This window comes from Micromonospora sp. CA-249363 (genome assembly GCF_050950185.1).
GTDB lineage: Bacteria > Actinomycetota > Actinomycetes > Mycobacteriales > Micromonosporaceae > Micromonospora.
On the sequence record NZ_CP192020.1, the window covers coordinates 3,673,432 to 3,692,290 of the forward strand.

The 18,859-nt window shown below is 74.9% G+C and carries 18 protein-coding genes; 6 read left to right on the forward strand and 12 right to left on the reverse strand.

The features are described from left to right. Window positions 1–9: 9 nt before the first annotated feature. The 4 genes from ACQPZK_RS16890 to ACQPZK_RS16905 all read right to left on the reverse strand — a co-directional run bounded on the left by ACQPZK_RS16890 (window position 10) and on the right by ACQPZK_RS16905 (window position 3,321). Window positions 10–615 carry a bifunctional 4-hydroxy-2-oxoglutarate aldolase/2-dehydro-3-deoxy-phosphogluconate aldolase gene (locus ACQPZK_RS16890; protein ID WP_433533873.1) on the reverse strand — a complete coding sequence of 202 codons (606 nt, stop codon included), beginning with the start codon at window positions 613–615 and terminating at the stop codon, window positions 10–12. After that, a complete protein-coding gene (locus tag ACQPZK_RS16895) occupies window positions 612–1,355 on the reverse strand; it encodes an IclR family transcriptional regulator (protein ID WP_433533874.1) in 744 nt (247 codons plus the stop codon). The genes ACQPZK_RS16890 and ACQPZK_RS16895 overlap by 4 nt, the downstream gene beginning before the upstream one ends. A gap of 3 nt (window positions 1,356–1,358) precedes the next feature. Further along, window positions 1,359–2,306 carry a sugar kinase gene (locus ACQPZK_RS16900; protein ID WP_433533875.1) on the reverse strand — a complete coding sequence of 316 codons (948 nt, stop codon included), beginning with the start codon at window positions 2,304–2,306 and terminating at the stop codon, window positions 1,359–1,361. A 163-nt stretch (window positions 2,307–2,469) separates the two neighbouring features. Next, a complete protein-coding gene (locus ACQPZK_RS16905) occupies window positions 2,470–3,321 on the reverse strand; it encodes a S1 family peptidase (protein ID WP_433533876.1) in 852 nt (283 codons plus the stop codon). Between the two features lie 170 nt (window positions 3,322–3,491). Here ACQPZK_RS16905 and ACQPZK_RS16910 point away from each other — a divergent pair, with 170 nt between their 5' ends. Beyond that, on the forward strand, window positions 3,492–4,679 hold the full coding sequence (locus tag ACQPZK_RS16910; RefSeq protein ID WP_433533877.1) for a low temperature requirement protein A: 1,188 nt from the start codon (window positions 3,492–3,494) through the stop codon (window positions 4,677–4,679). Window positions 4,680–4,691: 12 nt separating this feature from the next. On the opposite strand, the gene ACQPZK_RS16915 is transcribed toward ACQPZK_RS16910, so the two are convergent. Together ACQPZK_RS16915 and ACQPZK_RS16920 are read right to left on the reverse strand one after the other, a co-directional pair. Then, window positions 4,692–5,264, reverse strand: coding sequence for a nucleosidase (locus ACQPZK_RS16915; RefSeq protein ID WP_433533878.1), 573 nt, complete (start codon window positions 5,262–5,264; stop codon window positions 4,692–4,694). A 23-nt stretch (window positions 5,265–5,287) separates the two neighbouring features. Beyond that, window positions 5,288–8,020 (reverse strand): Hsp70 family protein, encoded by a 2,733-nt coding sequence (locus tag ACQPZK_RS16920; RefSeq protein WP_433533879.1) that lies wholly within the window; start codon window positions 8,018–8,020, stop codon window positions 5,288–5,290. Between the two features lie 230 nt (window positions 8,021–8,250). Between ACQPZK_RS16920 and ACQPZK_RS16925 the strand changes: the two genes are divergently transcribed. Then, on the forward strand, window positions 8,251–8,943 hold the full coding sequence (locus ACQPZK_RS16925; RefSeq protein WP_433533880.1) for a response regulator transcription factor: 693 nt from the start codon (window positions 8,251–8,253) through the stop codon (window positions 8,941–8,943). Then, the gene (locus ACQPZK_RS16930; protein ID WP_433533881.1) at window positions 8,936–9,949 is read left to right on the forward strand and encodes a sensor histidine kinase; all 1,014 of its coding nucleotides are present in this window, start codon (window positions 8,936–8,938) and stop codon (window positions 9,947–9,949) included. Before ACQPZK_RS16925 ends, ACQPZK_RS16930 begins: the two co-directional genes overlap by 8 nt. A gap of 13 nt (window positions 9,950–9,962) precedes the next feature. Here the strand turns inward: ACQPZK_RS16930 and ACQPZK_RS16935 are convergent, their stop codons facing one another. From ACQPZK_RS16935 to ACQPZK_RS16945, 3 genes are read right to left on the reverse strand one after another with little or no spacing between them, the layout of a single operon-like run. Beyond that, window positions 9,963–10,700 (reverse strand): class I SAM-dependent methyltransferase, encoded by a 738-nt coding sequence (locus ACQPZK_RS16935; RefSeq protein ID WP_433533882.1) that lies wholly within the window; start codon window positions 10,698–10,700, stop codon window positions 9,963–9,965. Further along, window positions 10,697–11,377 carry a TIGR04282 family arsenosugar biosynthesis glycosyltransferase gene (locus ACQPZK_RS16940; RefSeq protein WP_433533883.1) on the reverse strand — a complete coding sequence of 227 codons (681 nt, stop codon included), beginning with the start codon at window positions 11,375–11,377 and terminating at the stop codon, window positions 10,697–10,699. The genes ACQPZK_RS16935 and ACQPZK_RS16940 overlap by 4 nt, the downstream gene beginning before the upstream one ends. Beyond that, window positions 11,374–12,048, reverse strand: coding sequence for a glycosyltransferase family 2 protein (locus ACQPZK_RS16945; protein WP_433533884.1), 675 nt, complete (start codon window positions 12,046–12,048; stop codon window positions 11,374–11,376). Before ACQPZK_RS16945 ends, ACQPZK_RS16940 begins: the two co-directional genes overlap by 4 nt. Before the next feature lie 145 nt (window positions 12,049–12,193). On the opposite strand from ACQPZK_RS16945, the gene ACQPZK_RS16950 reads away from it, so the two are divergent. Next, window positions 12,194–13,606: a hypothetical protein gene (locus ACQPZK_RS16950; protein ID WP_433533885.1), complete on the forward strand. Its 1,413-nt coding sequence runs from the start codon at window positions 12,194–12,196 to the stop codon at window positions 13,604–13,606. Window positions 13,607–14,265: 659 nt separating this feature from the next. Here ACQPZK_RS16950 and ACQPZK_RS16955 read toward each other — a convergent pair. Next, a complete protein-coding gene (locus ACQPZK_RS16955) occupies window positions 14,266–15,330 on the reverse strand; it encodes an NAD-dependent epimerase/dehydratase family protein (RefSeq protein ID WP_433533886.1) in 1,065 nt (354 codons plus the stop codon). 228 nt (window positions 15,331–15,558) lie between these two features. On the opposite strand from ACQPZK_RS16955, the gene ACQPZK_RS16960 reads away from it, so the two are divergent. Beyond that, window positions 15,559–16,926 (forward strand): molybdopterin-dependent oxidoreductase, encoded by a 1,368-nt coding sequence (locus ACQPZK_RS16960; protein WP_433533887.1) that lies wholly within the window; start codon window positions 15,559–15,561, stop codon window positions 16,924–16,926. Then, complete coding sequence (locus ACQPZK_RS16965; RefSeq protein WP_433533888.1) at window positions 16,919–17,422, forward strand: hypothetical protein; 504 nt, start codon at window positions 16,919–16,921, stop codon at window positions 17,420–17,422. The genes ACQPZK_RS16960 and ACQPZK_RS16965 overlap by 8 nt, the downstream gene beginning before the upstream one ends. Here the strand turns inward: ACQPZK_RS16965 and ACQPZK_RS16970 are convergent. Both ACQPZK_RS16970 and ACQPZK_RS16975 read right to left on the reverse strand, forming a co-directional pair. Further along, window positions 17,389–18,096, reverse strand: a complete 708-nt coding sequence (locus tag ACQPZK_RS16970; protein WP_433533889.1) for a RibD family protein — start codon at window positions 18,094–18,096, stop codon at window positions 17,389–17,391. The two genes, ACQPZK_RS16965 and ACQPZK_RS16970, sit on opposite strands and share 34 nt — an antisense overlap. Beyond that, a complete protein-coding gene (locus ACQPZK_RS16975; protein WP_433533890.1) occupies window positions 18,093–18,836 on the reverse strand; it encodes a GTP cyclohydrolase II in 744 nt (247 codons plus the stop codon). Before ACQPZK_RS16975 ends, ACQPZK_RS16970 begins: the two co-directional genes overlap by 4 nt. Between the last annotated feature and the right edge of the window lie 23 nt (window positions 18,837–18,859).

An 18,859-nucleotide genomic window follows, 5' to 3' on the forward strand; every position in this document is an offset into this window, starting at 1 on the left:
GGGTGCGGGTCAGGGACGGGTTGTCAGCTTGGCTAGGTGGTTTAGCTGGGTGGGGTCTGTCAGGGCGCTGCCGACGGCTACCACGCGGACTCCGGCGTCCAGGAAGGAACTGGCGTTTGTGGCGTCCAGGCCGCCTGTTGCCACGAAGCGGAGCTGCGGGAAGGGGCCGGCCATGGCCTTGAACCAGGCCGGGCCGAGGGAGATCGCGGGGAACGCCTTGAGCCAGGTGAGGCCGTGCCGCAGAGCCGCCTGCGCCTCGGTGGGCGTGGCCACGCCGGGCAGGTGCGGCAGGCCGCGCGCGGCGGCGGCGTCGGCCACCGCGAGGTCCAGACCGGGCGCGACGGTGAACGCGGCGCCCGCATCGACGGCCGCCGCCACCGTCTCTCCGTCGAGCACCGTGCCGGCCCCGACGATCCGGCCCCGCGCCGCGCCCGCCTCGACGGCGGCACGCAGGGCGGGTACCGCCTCGGCGGTGGCGACCGGCACCTCCACCACGTCGATGCCGAGGTCCCAGGCGCGCTCGGCGAGCCGGACCGTCTCGGCGACCGGCAGGCCGCGCAGGATCGCCATCACCCGGGCGCCGCCGAAGAGGTGCGCGAAGTCCGCTGTGGTCATGGTCCACTCCATCCGAGGTCGCGGGAGATCTGCCGGGTGGTGTCCAGCAGTCGGGGTAGCAGGGCACGCAGGTCGGCGAGGGTGGCCACCACGGTCGGCGCGGTCACCGACACCGCGGCCGTGACCGTGCCGTCGGCCTGCCGGACCGGCGCGGCCACACAGGTGATCAGCGGCTCGAACTCGCCGTCGTCGGCGGCCCAGCCCTGCGCGGCGACGGCCGCCAGCTCCGCGCGCAGCGCGGCCGGGTCGCAGATGGTGGCCGGGGTGTACGCCGGCAGCGGGACGCCGTCGACGAGTTGGGACACCCGGGACGCCGGGCCGTACGCGAGGACGACCTTGCCCACCCCGCTGGCGTGCAGCGGCGCGGTGCGGCCGATCCGGGAGTACATGCGCACCTGACCCCGGGCCTCGATCTTGTCGACGTAGACGAGGTCGTCCTCGACCACCTGCGCGAGGTGGATGGTGTGCCCGCAGTCGCGGCCCAGCGCCGCCAGGTGGGGGCGGGCCACCGCGCGGACGTCGAGGGAGTCCAGGGCCTGCTGGGCGAGGTCGATCAGCCGCAGACCCACCGTCCAGCCGCCGTCGGCGCGGCGCGCGAAGCCGCCCGCCTCGAGCGTCTGCAGCAGCCGCAGCGCGGTGGACTTGTGCACGCCCAGGTGGGCAGCCACGCCGCCGAGCTGCGCCGGCTCGCGGGCCAGGAGTTCGAGCACGCGCATCGCCCGGTCGACGCCCTCGGACACCGCTCAGCCCTCCGCTTCGGGGGCGGTCAGGTCCGGTGGCGACCAGGGGCCGTCGAGCAGCCGCTCGAACCACGGCCACGGCGGCAGCGCAGCGTTGTCACCGGTGCTGCCCAGCGCCTGCGCGGCGACGAGGTGACCGAGACGCAGCCGTCGCGTCGGGTCGAGGTCGCGCAGCAGTCCGGCCAGGTAACCGGCGGCGAAGGCGTCACCCGCGCCCACCGGCTCCACCACCGACACGCGTGGGGCCGGTACGACGACCGGCTCGGCGTCGCGGAACAGGACGGTGGCGCACACCGCGCCGTCCTTGACGACCACCGCCTCGGGGCGGGGCAGCAGTCGGCGTACGGCGGCCGGGTCGCTCGCGCCCCAGAGGGCGTACGCCTCGTCCTGCCCGACGAAGACCAGGTCGCTGCGGTCGGCGAGGTCGCGTAGCACGGGCGCGGCCCGTTCGGCGGGCCAGAGCCGGGCTCGGTGGTTGACGTCGAAGCTGACCAGCGCGCCCGGCAGCGGTCGGTCGGTCAGGGCGCGCTCGACCAGCGCCCGGCAGGACGCCGAGAGCGCCGGGGTGATCCCGGAGAGGTGCAGCACCCGCGCGCCGGCCAGTCGTGGGTCGGTCACCGTGTCGCCGCCCATCCGGGACGCGGCCGAGCCGGCCCGGTAGTAGTGCACGGCGGTGGCCGTGGGGCCGGGATCCTTGACGTAGAGGCCGGTGGGCGCCGCCGGGTCCACCGCCACCAGGTCGACGTCGACGCCGGCGTCGGCGACGTGCCGGACGACCAGCCGGCCGAAGGGATCGTCGCCGACGCGGCTCACCCAGGTCGCCCGGTGGCCGAGCCGGGCCAGGTAGGAGGCCACGTTGGACTCCGCGCCGCCGACCGAGACGGTGACGCGTTCGGCGTGCTCCAGCGGCTCGCCCGCGGGTGGGCACAGCATCACCATGGTCTCGCCCACCGTGACCACCTCGGCCGGCGGCGGGCCGGCCGAGGTGGATGCACGGTCGGATCGGGGCTCGCTCGGCATCGCGGCGCACGTCCTCGGGGAGGGGTCCGGGGTCCCGCCGAGCCTAGGCGCGTTGTGCCAGGCGAGCAAGCCGTTGCGGAGAGCGCAACGACGGTCAGGGCAGGGTCAGTCCGTATGCCGCCAGCACCTCCGCGATGGGCTGGTAGTAGGTCGTCCCGCCGGAGGTGCAGTTGCCGCTGCCGCCGGACAGGATGCCGATGATGGTGCCGGTGGACGCCACGTACAGCGGCCCGCCGCTGTCACCCGGCTCGGCGCAGATGTTGGTGCGGATCAGGCCGGTGACCACGCCGGTGGCGTAGTTGACGGTCTGGTTGAGCCCGGTGACCGTGCCGCAGCGCACGCCGGTGGTGACGCCGCTGCGGCACACCGCCTGACCCACGTACGCGGTGCCGGGGCCGTTGATGGTCAGCAGCCCGGGATAGGTGTAGACGGCGCTCGGATGCGCGATCCGGCCCGTGTAGCGGATCAGCCCGTAGTCGTTGCCGGGATAGCTGGTGGCGGTTCGGGTGCCCAGGACGGTGGTCTGTGCGCTGTCGGCGTACCAGGTGCTGACGGTCGCGGTGCAGTGCCCGGCGGTGACCACGTAGTAGGTGCTGCCGCTGCGCACGTTCGCGCCCAACGAGCAGCGACCACCCCCGCCGTAGATGCCCTGACCGGCGGCGATCAGGGTCCGCAACGTGCCGGGCTCCCGGCGCAGCAGCGCGCCGGAGCGATCGGCCACCGTCCGCAGCCGCGCCAGGTCGGCGGGCGCCACCGTGTCGTCGACGGTGACGGTCATCCGGCCGCTGGCCGGGTCGACACCCCAGGCGACGCCCGGTGTGCGTACCCCGGACAGGACGCCGGCCGCGTCGGACGCGGCACGGTCGGGAAGGGCCGCCTGCGCCGCTCCCGGCGCGACGAGCAGGAGGGCGGTCAGAACGAGGGCGACGAGCGGCGTACGGCGCATCCGAACCTCCGACGGAGATCGAGATAGATGGATGCCGACAAGCGTCGCCCGGCTACGACGGCGTGGCAACCTCCGGCCGCCCTCTTCCCCGGTCAGCGGGAATAGCCGATCCGGGGACGCGCCGCGCCCCCGCCGCCGATAATCCTCCCAGACACGGCGGGAGGCCGGGCATGACCACCGGAGGCACCGCGGCGCTGGTACGCCGGCCGGACGGGTCGACCCGGGCGACGCTGCTCGAACTGCTCTTCGACGTGGTCTTCGTGGCCGCGCTCGCGCAGACCTCGAAGCTGCTCGCCGACCAGCAGTCCTGGGCCCGCACCGCGGCGGTGGGGCTGATGCTGACCGCGATCTGGTGGACGTGGTCGGTCACCACCACCACGACCGAGTTCTACGATCCCCAACAGCGCCCGATCCAGGGCATTCTCATGATCGCCATGGTCGGGTCGGTCGGGATGGCGGCGTCGCTGCCGATGATCACCAGTGGGCAGGCCGCGGCGTTCGCGCTCGCCTACGTCGGCACCCACGTGGTGCGCGGCATCGTCCTGGTCAGCACCCTGTATCGGCAGCGGCACCGCGCGGCCATCGCGCGAGCCAGCCGGTTCCTGTTCTGGTTCCTGGTGTCCGGCGTCCTCTGGATAACCGGCGTGCTGTTCGATACGGCACGGTGGTGGATCTGGACCACCGCGATCGCGATCGACCTGCTCTCGGCGGCGGCGCGCTACCCCACACCGTGGCTCGGCCGGGTGCCTCTCGACCAGTACGACCGGACCACCGCGCACCTGGGCGAGCGGTACCAGCAGTTCGTCATCCTGGCCCTCGGCGACATCATCCTGGTGCCCACCCTGGAACTCAGCCGCAGCGAGTTCGACCGCCTCCGGATCGCCGCCCTGCTGTGCGCGTTCGCCATCATGCTGCTGCTCTGGCAGATCTACGTCTTCCGGGCCGGCGAGTTGCTCGAGACCTCGGCGGCCTCGGCGCGAGGCCGATCCACCCGGGCCGCTCCGTACACCCACCTGGTCCTGCTGGTCGGTGTCGCCCTCACGGCCGCCTCCTTCGACCTGGTCGTCGACCGTCCGACCGGAACGACCCCGGCGCGGTGGCTGATGCTGATCATCGGCGGACCACTGGTGTTCGTGCTCGGCCGGGCACTGTTCGCCTACCTGCTGTCCGCCCGCATGCCGTGGCGGCGACTGGCGTCGCAACTGCTGCCCCTGCTGGTGCTGCCCTGGGCGGGCGGCTGGCCACCGGTGCTGGTCACCGCGATCGTGGCCCTCGCGCTGGCCGGACACGTCGTGGTCCCCGTGGCCGGTGACCGCGAGACCACGCGGGGGCTCAAGCCGCGCAAGCTCGCCGGATGACTCCTTCGACGATCAGGCGAGGTGTCGCCCGACCCACTCGGCGAGGTCCCGGGCGCAGTCGTCGACCGACTCTCGCCAGGTCCGCGCCGCGCCGTCCCCCGCCTCGTCGCTGACCTGCTTGATGAGCCGACACGGCACCCCGGCCTGCGCGGCGGCCCAGGCCACCGCGTACCCCTCCATGTCCACCAGGTCGGCGCGCTGCGCGAGCCGGTCCCGCGCGTCGTCGTCCGCCACGAAGGTGTCGCCGGTGGCCAGCACCGCGCCCTCGGCGGCCAGCGCGAGCGGCGCGCCGTAGGTCTGACCCGTGAGGGTACGCAACAGGGCGGTGTCCAGGTCGTGCTGGAGCACGGTGGCGACCTCGTGGATACCCGTCCAGCCGGGGCGCAGCGCGCCGGCCGTACCCAGGTTGAGCAACAGGCTGGGACGTGGCCCGGCGGCCAGCACCGCCGCGACCGCGCTGGCGGCGTTGACCTTGCCCATGCCGGTGAGCAGCACGGGCAGCTCGTCCGGCAGGTAGCGGGCCTCCTCCCCGACGGCGAGCACCACCAGCGGACGATCGGCGCGCACGACACCCCGGAGATTCACCGGAGCATCGTACGGGCCGGTGGTCAGTCGTCGGCGAACCGGTACAACACGAAGTCCTTGTCTGCGCCGCACACGATCACCCGCGTGTTCCACGAGCAGGACTCGCTGCGCACGTCGACGAGCTGGCCCAACTCGTCGACGTCGCCCGACTCGGCCCACACGCCGGCCACGCTCCGGTTGTCCGCCACCGTGCTGGTCGGCTCGGCGAAGACGAGCAGGTTGCCGGCGTCCAGTCGGGCCGCCACGCCGGGGCGGTCGGCCAGCACCGCCTTGCCGGCCGGGTCGAAGAGGGTGACCGTCGGCTTGGGGTACTCCCGTTGGGTGAGCACCTGCTCGCCGACCGGCACCAGGTCGGTCGCGCCCGGCGCCGACCAGGAGATCGCCGCCTTGCCTTCGGTCGCCGCCACCACCTCGGTGTGCTCGGCGTCGCCGCTGCGCACCTGCACCAGACAGGCCCGCCGCTCGCCGCAGGCCACCAGCGCCTTCGGCCGGTACTCCGCGTTCTCGGCCCGGTAGACAACCACCGGTGCCGCGTCGGAACCCAGGTCGTACGCCAGCACCTGGTACCCGCCGTCGGTGGGGGCCACGAAGAGGCGGTCCTCGTGCGCCACCACCAGGTCGTCCAGGTCGGCTACGTTGCCCCACTCGCGCAGCACCGAGCCGGAGGACATGTCGAGCAGTCGCGCCGAGCGGTCCGCCTCGATCTGCACGAGTCGTCGTCCCTTGCCCGTCCACGGGTCGCGGGCAGCGCCGCCGAGGAACGCCGGCCCGCCCGCCGCCGCGTCGGTGCCCACCGGCAGGACGACGGTACGCACCTCGCCGTACTGGTCACGCGGGTTGGGTCTGCTCCACTTGTCGGTGCCGTCGCCCAGCTTCAGGCCGACCAGCCGACCGGCGGCCCGGTCCACCAGCACGGCGGTGTCGTCGGAGAAGTAGACGTCGTCGTCGCCGCGGACCGCCCGGTGCCAGCGCTGGGCGCCGGAACGGGCGTCCAGGACGGCCAGTTCACGCGGAGTGCTGTCGCCCGGCGCGTCCGCGAGGACCGCAACCGCCCCCGGTACGGCGACGAGGCCGGTCCAGTCGTCGGCGGTGACGCCGGTCTGCCTGCGCCACAGCTCGTCGCCGGTGCCGGTGTCGACGGCGACCACCTCCAGCCGGTCGTCCGACAGCGGGTACCCGAGATAGGCCCGGTCGCCGAGCACCGCGGTCCACATTTCAGTGGGCCGCTCGGCGCCGGCCGACGGCCTCGACACCTCGCGCAGCGGCCCGAACTCCAGGTCCGGATAGCGGTCCCGCAGCAGGTAGAGCGTCGTCGCGGTGGCCACCCCGGCCAGGGCGAGCACCGCCCCGAGCACCACCCACCGGGCCAGCCGCCAGGTCGTACCGCCGCTCGGGATGGGCGGGGTGGGCGTCGGCGCGGCGCCCGCCCCGCCGACCAGGGTGCCCGCGCCGTTCGGCCCGGCCGACGCTGGCCCGGGTTGCGACGGAACGGTCGGCGCGTTCTCCGACGCAACCGGCACGGCCGGCGGACCGGCCGGGGCCGGCACGGGCGACGCCTCAGCCGGCACGGGCGGGCCGGCCGGCGAGGCCTGCGGTCCCGCGTACGCCGGCAGCGCTCGGCGCAGCGGAAGGTCCGTCAGTGCGCCCTCGGCCACCGGCAGCTCCGGCTGGTCCAGCACCGTCGGCGCCACTCCCAGCTCGGCGTGCAGCATTCGCGCCACCAGCGGAATCCGCGAGGAGCCGCCCACCAGGAACAGCCCGGCGAGCTGGTCGGGGCGCAGGCCGGCCGCGGCGATCACCTCCCGGGCCCGCTCCACGGCACGACGCAACAGCGGCGCCGCCACCCGCTCGACGTCGTCGCGCGTCAACCGCACCGCCTCGGCCACCCCGGGCACCGCGACCGGCGCCACAGTGGACCGGGACAGCGTCTCCTTCGCGCCGCGTACCTCGTCCCACAGTCGGACCTGGTCGCGGCGCTGCGCCGGGTCTGACGGGCGGACCAGGCGCGCCCACCGCCGGGCGTGCCGCTCCCCCAGCAGCTCGCCGACCCGCTGCACCAGCGCCGCGTCCAGGTCGAGGCCGCCCAGGTCGGGCAGACCGCCGTCGGCGACCACCCGGAACCCGGAGTCACCCCACGGGTCGGCGCCCTCGTTGCGCAACACCGCGACGTCGAGCGTCCCGCCACCGAAGTCGAACACCGCGATCGCGCCGCCGACCGGCACCGGCCGGTGCAGGACCTGGGTGTAGTAGCGGGCGGCGGCCACCGGCTCGCGCAGCAGACGCGTGCCCGGTGGCGTCGGCCCCGCGAGCGTGTGCTCGGCCGCCTGCGGCCACCCGGCCCGCAACAGCGCGTCGGCGAGCACCTGCCGCCGTGACTCGTCCCAGGCCGCCGGGCAGGTGAGCACGGCCGGAGGCAGGAAGCCGACCGCACCCACCGCGGCCCGGGCGACCGCCGCCAGCACCGCGGCGAGCAGTTCCGCCGGCGGGTACGACCGGTCACCGAGCAGCACGGTCGGCTCGTCCACCCGACGCTTCGGGTTCGCCTCGAACCGGGCCGGATCGGCCTGCGCCAGCCGCCGGGCGTCCCAGCCGACGTGCAGCGTGCCGTCCGGGTCGGCGTACACGGCCGACGGGCTGACCGACTGACCGTCCATCAGCACCGGGCGGGTCCGGCCGTCCGGCCAGCGCAGCACGGCTACCGTGTTGGACGTACCGAGGTCGACGCCGAGGGCGAAACCCTCGTGCTGGCCTGACATCTACCCGATACCTCCGCCGTGACGAGGAAACTCAGCCCCGCATCGTACGCAGGCAGACCACAAGCGGCCCCGCGGAGACTCGGGATCAACGTGACCTCGGCCTCCGGGCGGGCCACCGCACTGCGCACCACAGGCCCCGCCGTCAGCAGGCGAACCGTAAGGAGACCACAAGATCTGCGGAATCGCCGGCCGCATCGGCCCTGGCTAGGCTGGTCGCGGGGAGGTGGCCGGTGGCGCAGCGGGTGCTCGTGGTCGACGACGACCGGACGGTCAGCGACGTGGTCTGCCGCTATCTGGAGCACGCCGGGTACGAGGTGAGTCACGTCGCGGACGGGCTGGCCGCCCTCGATGCCGTGCAGGACCGGCCGCCGCACCTGGTCGTCCTGGACCTGATGCTCCCCGGCCTGGACGGGTTACAGGTGTGCCGGCGACTGCGGGAGCGGCCGGACGGCGTACCCATCATCATGCTGACCGCCCGCGGCGACGAGGCGGACCGGGTGCTCGGGCTGCAACTGGGCGCCGACGACTACCTGAGCAAGCCGTTCTCGCCGCGTGAGCTGGTGCTGCGGGTCGGTTCGGTGCTGCGCCGGGCCGGCGAGCCGGTGACGCCGGCGGCCGAGTTGCTCGCCGACGCGGGGTTGGAGGTGTCCACCGGGCCGCGGATCGCCCGTCTGCACGGCCGCGAGCTGGCCCTGACGCTGCGCGAGTTCGACCTGTTGGCCCATCTGATGCGGCACCCGACCCGGGCGTTCAAGCGCGCCGAGCTGCTGGAACGCGTGTGGGGTTGGAACTTCGGCGACCAGTCCACGGTGACGGTGCACGTCCGCCGGCTGCGGGAGAAAATCGAGGACGACCCGGCCGAGCCACGACGGATCGTCACGGTGTGGGGCGTCGGCTACCGGTACGAGCCGGCCGATGCGTGACCTGGCGCTGATCTTCGGGGCGGCCCTCGCGGCCGCGCTCGGCGTGGGCCTGCTCGGCGCGTTGACCCTGCGGCTGCTGCGGCACCGGTCGATCACCGTGCACGTGTGCGTCCTGCTCACCATCACCGTGGTCGCCGTGGTGGCGGGGGTGGTGGTCGTCGCCCAGGCGATGTTCCTGTCCCCGCACGACCTCCAGGTCGTCCTGCTCACGGTCGCCGCGGCGGCCGTGGTGAGCCTGGGGGTGGGCTGGTACTTCGGGCGTCGACTGGCCGCGGCAGCGGTGTGGGCGGCCCAGGCCCGGGAGCGGGAACGCCGGGTCGAGAAGGGCCGCCGGGACCTGGTCGCCTGGGTGTCGCACGACCTGCGGACACCGCTGGCCGGCCTGCGGGCGATGGCCGAGGCGCTGGAGGACCGGGTCGTCGACGACCCGGCGACGGTCGCCGAGTACCACCGGCGGATCCGCGTGCAGACCGACCGGATGACCCGACTCGTCGACGACCTGTTCGAGCTCTCCCGGATCAACGCCGGCGCGCTGCGCCTGACCCTGTCGGCGGTACCGCTCGGCGAGGTGGTCTCCGACGCCCTCGCCGGCACCGCGCCGCTGGCCAAGGCCCGTCGCATCCGCCTGGAGGCGGCCGAGTCCGGCTGGCCCACCGTGCTGGCCAGCGAACGCGAGCTGGCCCGGGTGGTGGGCAACCTGCTGCTGAACGCGGTGCACTACACGCCGGACGACGGCACGGTGCGGGTGGACGCCGGATGTGAACGCGACGCCGCCTGGCTGGCGGTCGCCGACACCTGCGGCGGCATCCCCGAGGACGACCTGCCCCGACTGTTCGATGTGGCGTTCCGGGGCGAGCCGGCCCGGACGCCCCGTCCCGGCGGCGAGGGTTCCGGCGGTCTGGGACTGGCGATCGTGCGCGGACTGGTCGAGGCGCACGGCGGCCGGGTGGACGTACAGAACGTCGGCGGTGGCTGCCGGTTCGTGGTACGCCTGCCGGCGGCCTGACGCCCCCGCGTCCTCAACGACTCGCCCGCAGCTCACCGAACCAGCGCCGCCCCTGCCGGAACACGTCCTGAACCGCCAACCCGGCGGCGTCGGCGACCGCGGGCACCGCACGCGCGTCCACCCGGGCCCAGCGGAACACCGGGCCGAGCAGCACCCGGCCGGCCCGCTGCTCGGCGGCCACCCGGGCCTGGCCCTGCCACAATCCCGCGCCGGGCGGCTCCAGCTCGACCAGGACCGTGCCACCCGGTGCGAGCAGGTCCCGGCAGCGACGCAGCAGCGCCACCGGATCCCCGCCGATGCCGATGTTTCCGTCGATCAGCACCGCGTGCGCCCACCGGCCCTCGGCGGGCAGCGGTCCGAACAGGTCGCCGTGCACCGCCACCGCGCCACGGGCGCGGGTGAGCCGCACCGCCGTCGGCGAGACGTCCACGCCGACCGCCGTCCGGCCAGCCCGGGTGAGCGCCGCGGTGAGCCGACCCGGACCGCAGCCGAGGTCGAGCGTCGGGCCGCCACAGCGGGCGACGAGGCCCGCGACCGCCGACTCGGCCGTGCCGTGCCAGCGGTCCACGGGGAGCCGGCTGCGGACCCCGTCGCCGTGCACCAGCCACCGCCGCAGGGCCACGCGGTCGGCGGCGAGCGCGGCGGCGAAGGGGTCGCCGGGGGACCCGTCGTACCCCCGGGTCGACGTCGGCGTGGACGGTGACCGGCGCGGCGACGTGGCCTCGACCGGGGTGGTGTCGACGGGGTTCACCGCCGGACCTTCGGCAGCAGGGTGAGGCGGACCGCCGCGACCTGTCGGGCGAAGCGTCCACCGGGCACCTCGACGGCCACCGCGAGGGCGTCGGACCACTCGTCGACGTCACGCAGGACCGGCAGTGGCGCTGTCCGCAGGCCACGCCCGGTCAGGGCCGCCCACGTGTCGCGACCGGTGTCGGGCGTCGACATGGGCACGTCCCGCAACACCCCGGCGTGCCGCGGGTCGCGCAGCCCCAACGACCACCAACCGCCGTCGTGCGCCCGGCCGAGCACCGCGTCGGCGGCGCGCAGCCCCGCCACCGCCGCGGCCAGCCGGCCCGGCGTCACCTGCGGGGTGTCCATGCCGATCTGCACCACCGGCTGCCCGGGGTACGCGGCGGCGACGTCCGCGTACGCGTTGGCGAGCCGCTCGCCGAGCCCGACACCCCGCTGGTCGAGGACCGACCAGCCGTGCAGCGCGGCGGTCAACACGTCGGCGTCCTCTGCCTCGGCCAGCCGACCCGACCAGGCCAGCACGGGAGTGACACCGGGGGTCGCGCGGACGGCGTCGAGGGTGTCGTGCAGCGCGGCGGCGGCGATCCGGGCCGCCTGGGCCGGCGTGACCGGTGGGCAGAGCCGCGTCTTCACCGCCCCGGCGACCGGCGCCTTGGCGACCACCAGCAGGACGGTCACCGGGAGCCGTCCACGGTCCGCAGCACACCGGCGAAGTCGCGGGTGGCCCGCAGGGTTCCCCGCACCGACCCGGAGACCTTGGACCGGGTGCCGGCGGCCCGGGGCGCGTAGGTGACGTCCGTCTCGTGGATGCGCCAGCCGGCCGCGGCGGCCCGGATCAGCAGTTCGAGGGGGTAGCCGAAGGCCCGGTCGGTGACACCGAGGTCGAGCAGCGCCTGGCGGCGGGCCACCCGGATCGGGCTGAGGTCCCGCAGGGGTACGCCCCGACGGCGCAGCAACGCGGCGACCAGCGCCGTACCCGCACGGGCGTGCCACGGCCACACCCCCGCCCCGACCGGACGACGCCGACCCACGCTGAGGTCGGCCGTACCGGCGGACACGGGTGCGACCAGGGCCGGCAGCTCGGCGGGGTCGAACGACCCGTCGGCGTCGAGAACGCACACCAGCTCGGCGTCGGCGGCCTCCAGACCGGCGTGCACCGCCGCGCCGTAGCCGCGTCGGGGTTCGTGCACCACCCGGGCGCCGTGCCGGAGGGCCACCTCGGGCGAACCGTCCCGGGAGCCGTTGTCCACCACGATGGCCCGGTAGCCGGGCGGCAGCGCGGTGAGCACACCCGGCAGGGCGGCTGCCTCGTCCAGGCAGGGCAGCACCACGTCGATCTCAGTCGCCATACCGCCGACGCTAGGACGACGCCCTCGCGGCGGAGGCCGGAATGTGCTTACCGAACCCTTACCGCCCGGGCATTTCTTACCGTCCGGTGACGGGCCGCCGATTGGCGAGCGCGGGTGTGGGCTGTCGCCGTACCGTCCGGTGGTCATGGCCTCGACCACCGCTCACGCCGCCGCCCCCGGGCGGACCACGCCTCGCCGCCACGGCGGAGACCTCCTCGTGCTGGGCCTGGAGGCGGCGCTGCTCGGCGTCGCCGTGCTGGTGGGTGCCCTGCTCAACGCGCGCGGTTCCGGGCTGCACGCGGACGCCGCTCCGCTGTACGCGACGTGGCGGCCACATGTCGGCTGGGGCAGCCCCGCCGCGCTGGTGGTGGCGGTCGCGGTGGTGGGCTGGGGTGCCCGATGGGCCCGCACCGCCCGCTGGGGCCACCTGCTGGCTGCCGCGTGGCTGACGGCGGTGGCCTGGACGATGTCGTTGGCCCTGGTCGACGGCTGGTCGGCAGGGTTGACCCGACGGCTCACGCCGCAGGCCGAGTACCTGCACGAGGTTCCCGGGGTGACCGACATCCCGACGATGCTGGCCGGATTCGCCGGCCGGATCGTGGACTTCCAACCCGACTCCTGGTCCACCCACACCGCCGGCCATCCGCCGGGCGCGCTGCTCATCTTCGTCTGGCTGGACCGCGTCGGCCTCGGCGGAGGCACCGCCGCCGCGCTGGCCTGCGTCCTGCTCGGCGCCACGATCGCGGTGTCGGTGCCGGTGACCCTGCGCGCGCTCGGCGCGCCCGACGCGGCCCGCACGGTGGTGCCGTTCCTCGTGCTGCTTCCGGGGGCCGTCTGGGTGGGCGCCTCCGCCGACGGCATCTTCGCCGCCGTGGTCGCGGCCGGTCTGGCGCTGCTGGCCGTCCGGGGCCGCGTGGCCGCCCTGGCCGGGGGCGCGGTGCTCGGGTTCGCGCTGCACCTGTCGTACGGGTTCCTGCTCGTCGGTGTGCTCGCGCTGGCCGTGGTGGCGCTGCGCCGTACCCACCGACTGGGCGCGCTGCTCGCCGCCGCCATCGGGGTCGCGGCCGTGACGGCGGTGTTCGTCGCGGCGGGCTTTCACTGGTGGGACGGCTACCAGCTGGTGGTCCAGCGCTACTACCAGGGCTGGGCCGCCGACCGCCCGTACGCCTACTGGGTGTGGGCCAACCTGGCCGCCCTGCTGCTCAGCGCCGGCCCGGTTCTGGGGCCGGCCCTGCGCCGCGCGCTTGGCCCGGCCCTGCGCCGCGCGCTGACGGCCGCGCGTGGCCGGCGGGTCGGTGGGCGGTTGGCCCTGCCTGCGGCAGCAGGAGTACGCGCAGCCGGCCCCACGGTGCTGCTACCGCTCGCTGCCCTGGTGGCGGTCCTCGGGGCGGACCTGTCCGGGCTGAGCAAGGCGGAGGTGGAGCGGATCTGGCTGCCCTTCGTCGTCTGGCTGCTGGTCGCCACCGCCCACCTGCCGGCGACCTCGCGACGCTGGTGGCTGGCCGCGCAGGCGCTCACCGCCCTGGCCGTCAACCACCTCCTCTGGACGGTCTCCTAGAACCGACGCTCCGTCGCGCGTGCGACGACCTCGCCGCACGACACGGCGCGGGCGGCCATGTCCGGGCAACGCGGCGCGGGCAACGCGGCGCGGGCAACGCGGCGCGGGCAACGCGGCGCGGGCAACGCGGCGCGGGCAACGCGGCGCGGGCAACGCGGCGCGGGCAACGCGGCGCGGGCAACGCGGCGCGGGCAACGCGGCGCGGGCAACGCGGCGCGGGCAGGCCCGGCGCGGGGCGGCCCGGCGTGGGCAGCGCAGGCGCGCGAAGGCGCAGGCGCGCGAAGGCGCAGGCGCGCGAAGGCGCAGGCGCGCGACGAGCGGCGGTCATGCGGGTAGAGCCAGGGGCACGGCCAACGCGGACAGCCGGATGCCCGACCACTTCAATGAGCGTGATGACTCTGCGGCATCAAGATGCCGCACAGTCATCACGCTCGCAGGAGCGGCAACGCCTCCCCGACGGCCAAGAACCCCTCCCCGGACGGCAGCGACGTAAAGAGCCGCCAGCCCCGCGCTCCCCGCCCCCTTGACGCGTCGATCTTGCGGTTTCGGTTGCCGATATGGACTGTGTGCCCACATCTGTCGCAGCAGAAAGTGCAAGATCGGCGCACGAGCGGGCGGGCGGGGCGGGGTGGGGGTGGGGGCGGTGGGGGCGGTGGGGGTCAGCTTGCTACGGCGGCTGGTTCGCGGAGCGGGTCGGTGGCGAAGCCGGCCACGCCGTCGGCGAAGCCGACCCGGGCGGTGTAGCCGAGCAGTTCCGCCGCCCGGCGGGGGTCGGCGACCACGTGCCGTACGTCGGCCGCGCGCGCCCCGCCCACGACCTGTGGGGGCGGTCCGCCCATCGCCTCGGCCAGTGCGACCGCCAGCTCCCCGACGGTGTGCGGCTCGCCCGAGCAGACGTTCACCGGCACCAGGGTGGCCGGCGGCAGGTCGCTGGTGAGCGCCAGCAGGTTGGCCCGCGCCACGTCGGTGACGTGCACGAAGTCCCGCCGTTGCCGGCCGTCCTCCAACACGCGCGGAGCCATACCGGCCGCCAGCGCGGACCGGAAGATGGACGCTACTCCCGCGTACGGGGTGTCGCGGGGCATCCGGGGGCCGTAGACGTTGTGGTAGCGCAGCGCCCACACCGTCCCGCCGGTCTGCCGGGCCCAGGCGGCGGCCAGGTGTTCCTGCGCGAGCTTGCTGGCCGCGTACGTGCTGCGCGGCTCCAGCGGCGCGTCCTCGGGCACGAGCACCGGCTCCAGTCCCCGACCGCAGTGGGGGCAGGTCGGGTCGTACCGGCCGGCCGCCACGTCCTCGGGTCGCCGTGGCGCGGGGCGGACCGTGGTGTGCTCCGGGCAGGCGTAGCGCCCTTCGCCGTACACCACCATCGAGCTGGCCAGCACCAGCCGGCCGATCCCCGCCCGATGCAGGGCGGCCAGCAGCACGGCCGTTCCGTAGTCGTTGTGCGTGACGTAGTCGGGGCCGTCCGACGGGTCCAGGCCGTGGCCGACCATCGCCGCCTGGTGGCAGACCGCGTCCACGCCGGGCAGCAGGCGGTCCAGCAGGGCGCCGTCACGGACGTCGCCGCGCACCACCTGGTGCTCGCGTGACCACGCGGGCAGCTCCCCGCCGTGCGCCTGCGGCAGCAGCGCATCCAGCGCCACCACCTCGTGGCCCTGCTCGACGAGCAGGTCGACGACCTGCGACCCGATGAACCCGGCCGCGCCGGTGACCAGTACGCGCATGCCGGCCACGGTAGGGCCGACCGGGGGCCCGGCGGGCCGGTTCGGCGCAGCCGTAAGGAGTTCGCAACAGCTAGGCGGGCTGCGTGGCCCGGTAAGCGTTCGGTAATGCGTAAACCCCGTTGGGGCGTACCCCCGGGGTCTAACCTGCCGGCAGTGCCCGCCGCCGGCGCTCGTGCCGGGCGGTTCGGCGGGCCGGCGACGGCGGAGCGTGCGAGGAGGCGACAGCGAGTGCCAGGAGGAAGGCCCGGACCGGGCGGTGGCGGGGCCCCGGCGTCGGACGAGGACGGCTACGGCGCGCCGCGCCGGCTCTGGCGCGGGCTGGCCCGACATCGTCCGCCGGGCGTGGACGCGGCCGACCATGCCTGGCGCAGCCCGTTGCGGGGTCCCTGGCTCACCGCCGTCTACGGCACGGCGCTGCTGGTGGCGCTGCCCCTGGTGATCATCACGGGGCTGCTCGACTACGCCGCCTACAGCCCCCGTTTCGACCAGGCGTTCCCCCAGGACGTCGGTTGGCTGCGACTGCCCGTCTTCGACTGGCCGACGCGGCCGTCCTGGCTGTTCCGGGTCACCCAGGGCCTGCACGTGACGCTCGGCATCGTGCTCGTCCCGGTGGTGCTGGGCAAGCTGTGGTCGGTGCTGCCGAAGCTGTTCGACTGGCCGCCGGCCCGTTCGGTGGCGCAGGTGCTGGAACGGCTCACCCTGCTGCTGCTGGTCGGCGGGATCCTGTTCCAGATCGCCACCGGCCTGCTCAACATCCAGTACTCGTACGTGTTCGGCTTCGACTTCTACACCGCCCACTACTTCGGCGCGTGGATCTTCACGGCGGCCTTCGTGGCGCACGTGATCATCAAGTTTCCCCGGCTGGTGACCGCGCTGCGGTCCCGCCCGCTGGGCACGGAGCTGCGGACCGCGCGCGCCGACACGCGACCCGAGCCGCCCGACCCGGACGGCCTGGTCGCTGCCGAACCCGGGCCGGCCACGGTCAGCCGGCGTGGGGCGGTCGCCCTGGTCGGCGGCGGGGCGCTGTTGCTGGCCGTGCTGACCATCGGGCAGAGCCTGGACGGTCCCCTGCGGCGGACCGCGCTGCTGCTGCCCCGGGGGCGACAGCCCGACACCGGACCGAACGGCTTCCCGGTCAACCGCACCGTGGCCGCCGCCGGCGTACGCCCCGAGCAGACCGGCGCGAGCTGGCGACTGACGCTGCGCGGCGGTGGACGCACGGTCACCCTGGACCGGCCCGGTCTGCTGGCTCTGGCCCAGCACACCGCCACGCTGCCGATCGCCTGCGTGGAGGGCTGGTCGACCCGGCAGAGATGGACCGGCGTACGTCTTCGTGACCTGGCCGCGCTCGCCGGCGTGCCCGACCCGGCCTCGGCGCAGGTGTCGTCGCTGGAGCAGGCCGGGCTGTTCCGCACGGCGGTGCTCGCGGCCAACCAGGTCCTCGACACCGACTCGCTGCTGGCCCTGCGGGTCAACGGCGTCGACCTCTCCCCCGACCACGGCTATCCGGCCCGGGTCATCGTCCCCGCCCTGCCCGGCGTGCACTGCACGAAGTGGGTCGCCGAGATCGACTTCCGGGAGCGGGCCGATGACTGAGCGGGTCGGGCCGACGCGGGGACCGGCCGGGCGGACGGCCCGGCTGCGGACCGCCTACGGGGCCGCGCCCTGGCACCTCGTCCTGGTGACGGTGGTGATCGTGCTCGCCGGCTGGGTGGCGCTCCGCCTCGCCGACGAGGCGACGTTCGGCCGGATGCTGCTCTGGTTCGTCGGCGCGGTCATCGCGCACGACCTGGTGCTGTTCCCGGTGTACGCGGGCGTCGACCGCGTGCTGCGCGCGGCGGCACGCGGTCGTGTCGCGCTGCTCAACCACCTGCGGGTGCCGGCGCTCGGCACGGCGCTGCTGTTCGTGGTCTACGCCCCCGGCATCCTGCGCTGGGGCGAGACGACCCACGAGGCGGCCACGGGCCAGACCCAGCGGCCGTACCTGCTGCGCTGGCTGGCGCTCAGCGGGGCGCTCTTCCTGCTCAGCGCGCTCGCGTACGCGCTGCGACGTCGCCGTCAGTCGTCGGGGCAGCGGTCGGAGAGCGCGTAGCGCAGCAGCACCACGTCGCCGATCTGACGCGTCTCGGCCAGTCGCGCCCGCCGGCCCGGGTGCCAGGGGAAGCTGCCCTCGTCGACGAAGCGCGGCGCCCGGCGGTCTCCGACGAAGAACGGGGCGACGACCAGGTGCAGTTCGTCGGCGAGGCCGGCGGTGAGGAACTGGGCGTGCACCGTCCCGCCACCCTCGACCATCAGGCGACGCACACCCCGGGCCGCCAGGTCGGCGAGGACCCATTCGAGATCGACCGGCTCTCCCCCGTCGACGACGGTGGCCAGCGCGCCGACCCGCTCCCGGGTCTTGTCCAGCGCGCCGCTGGCGCAGTAGACCAGCCGGGTGGAATCCCCGGCGGTGAAGAACCGGGCGGTCGGGTCGAGGTCCCCGCGCGCGGTCAGCGTCACCTTGACCGGCGAGGCGGGCTGGCCGCACGCCAACCGTTCGGTCCGCCGCTCCGCCGACCGCACCAGCAGGCGGGGGTCGTCGCGGCGGACGGTGGAGGCCCCGACCAGGATCGCGTCACAGTCGGCCCGGACCGCGTCGACGCGGTCGAGGTCGTCCTCGTTGGACAGCAGCAGACGCTGGTCGGAGGCGTCGTCGATGTACCCGTCGATGGAGGTGGCGCAGCTCAGCAGCACGTAGGGCCGCGGCGACGCCGGCCGGCAGCTCACCGGGAGACGGGCCGGTCAGGGGTACGGCCCGCCGGCTCACCGATCGCCTGCGCCTCGGCCGCCTCGACCTCCGCCGCCTCGGCCTCCGCCGCCTCGGCCTCCGCCGCCTCGGTCTCGGCCGCCTTGGCGGCCTTTGCCGCGAGGTAGTCGGCGTTGGCCGGGGAGAGGAAGATGCTGGTGGGGACGCGTTCCACGACGTCCACGCCCAGCCGGCTCAGCTGCTCGGCCTTGTCCGGGTTGCTGCTGAGCAGGCGTACGCGCGGCACGCCGAGGGTGGCCAGCATCTGCGCCGCGGCGGTGTAGTCGCGCTCGTCCTCGCCTCGGCCCAACGCCACATTGGCCTGGTAGGTGTCCAGGCCGGCGTCCTGGAGGGCGTACGCGTCGAGCTTGGCGTACAGGCCGATGCCCCGGCCCTCCTGACGCAGGTAGAGCAGGAACCCGCCGGTCTCGGCGATCCGCTGCACCGCCTCCCGCAGTTGCGGCCCGCAGTCGCAGCGCTGGCTGCCGAACACGTCCCCGGTCAGGCACTCGCTGTGCGGGCGGACCAGCGGCGCCTCATCACCGGCGGCGAGCCGGTCCAGCGCGCCGGCCCAGTCGCCCAGGCCGAGGGCGAGGTGTTCACGACCGTCGACCAGACCCTTGAACGTGAACACCCGGACGGTGGTGGTGTAGCCGTCGGGGAACGCCAACGGCACCGTGACCTGCGTACGGACCGTGGCGATCGGCAGTGCTTCGGGCATGGGACTCCTTTGTCCGGCGCCGC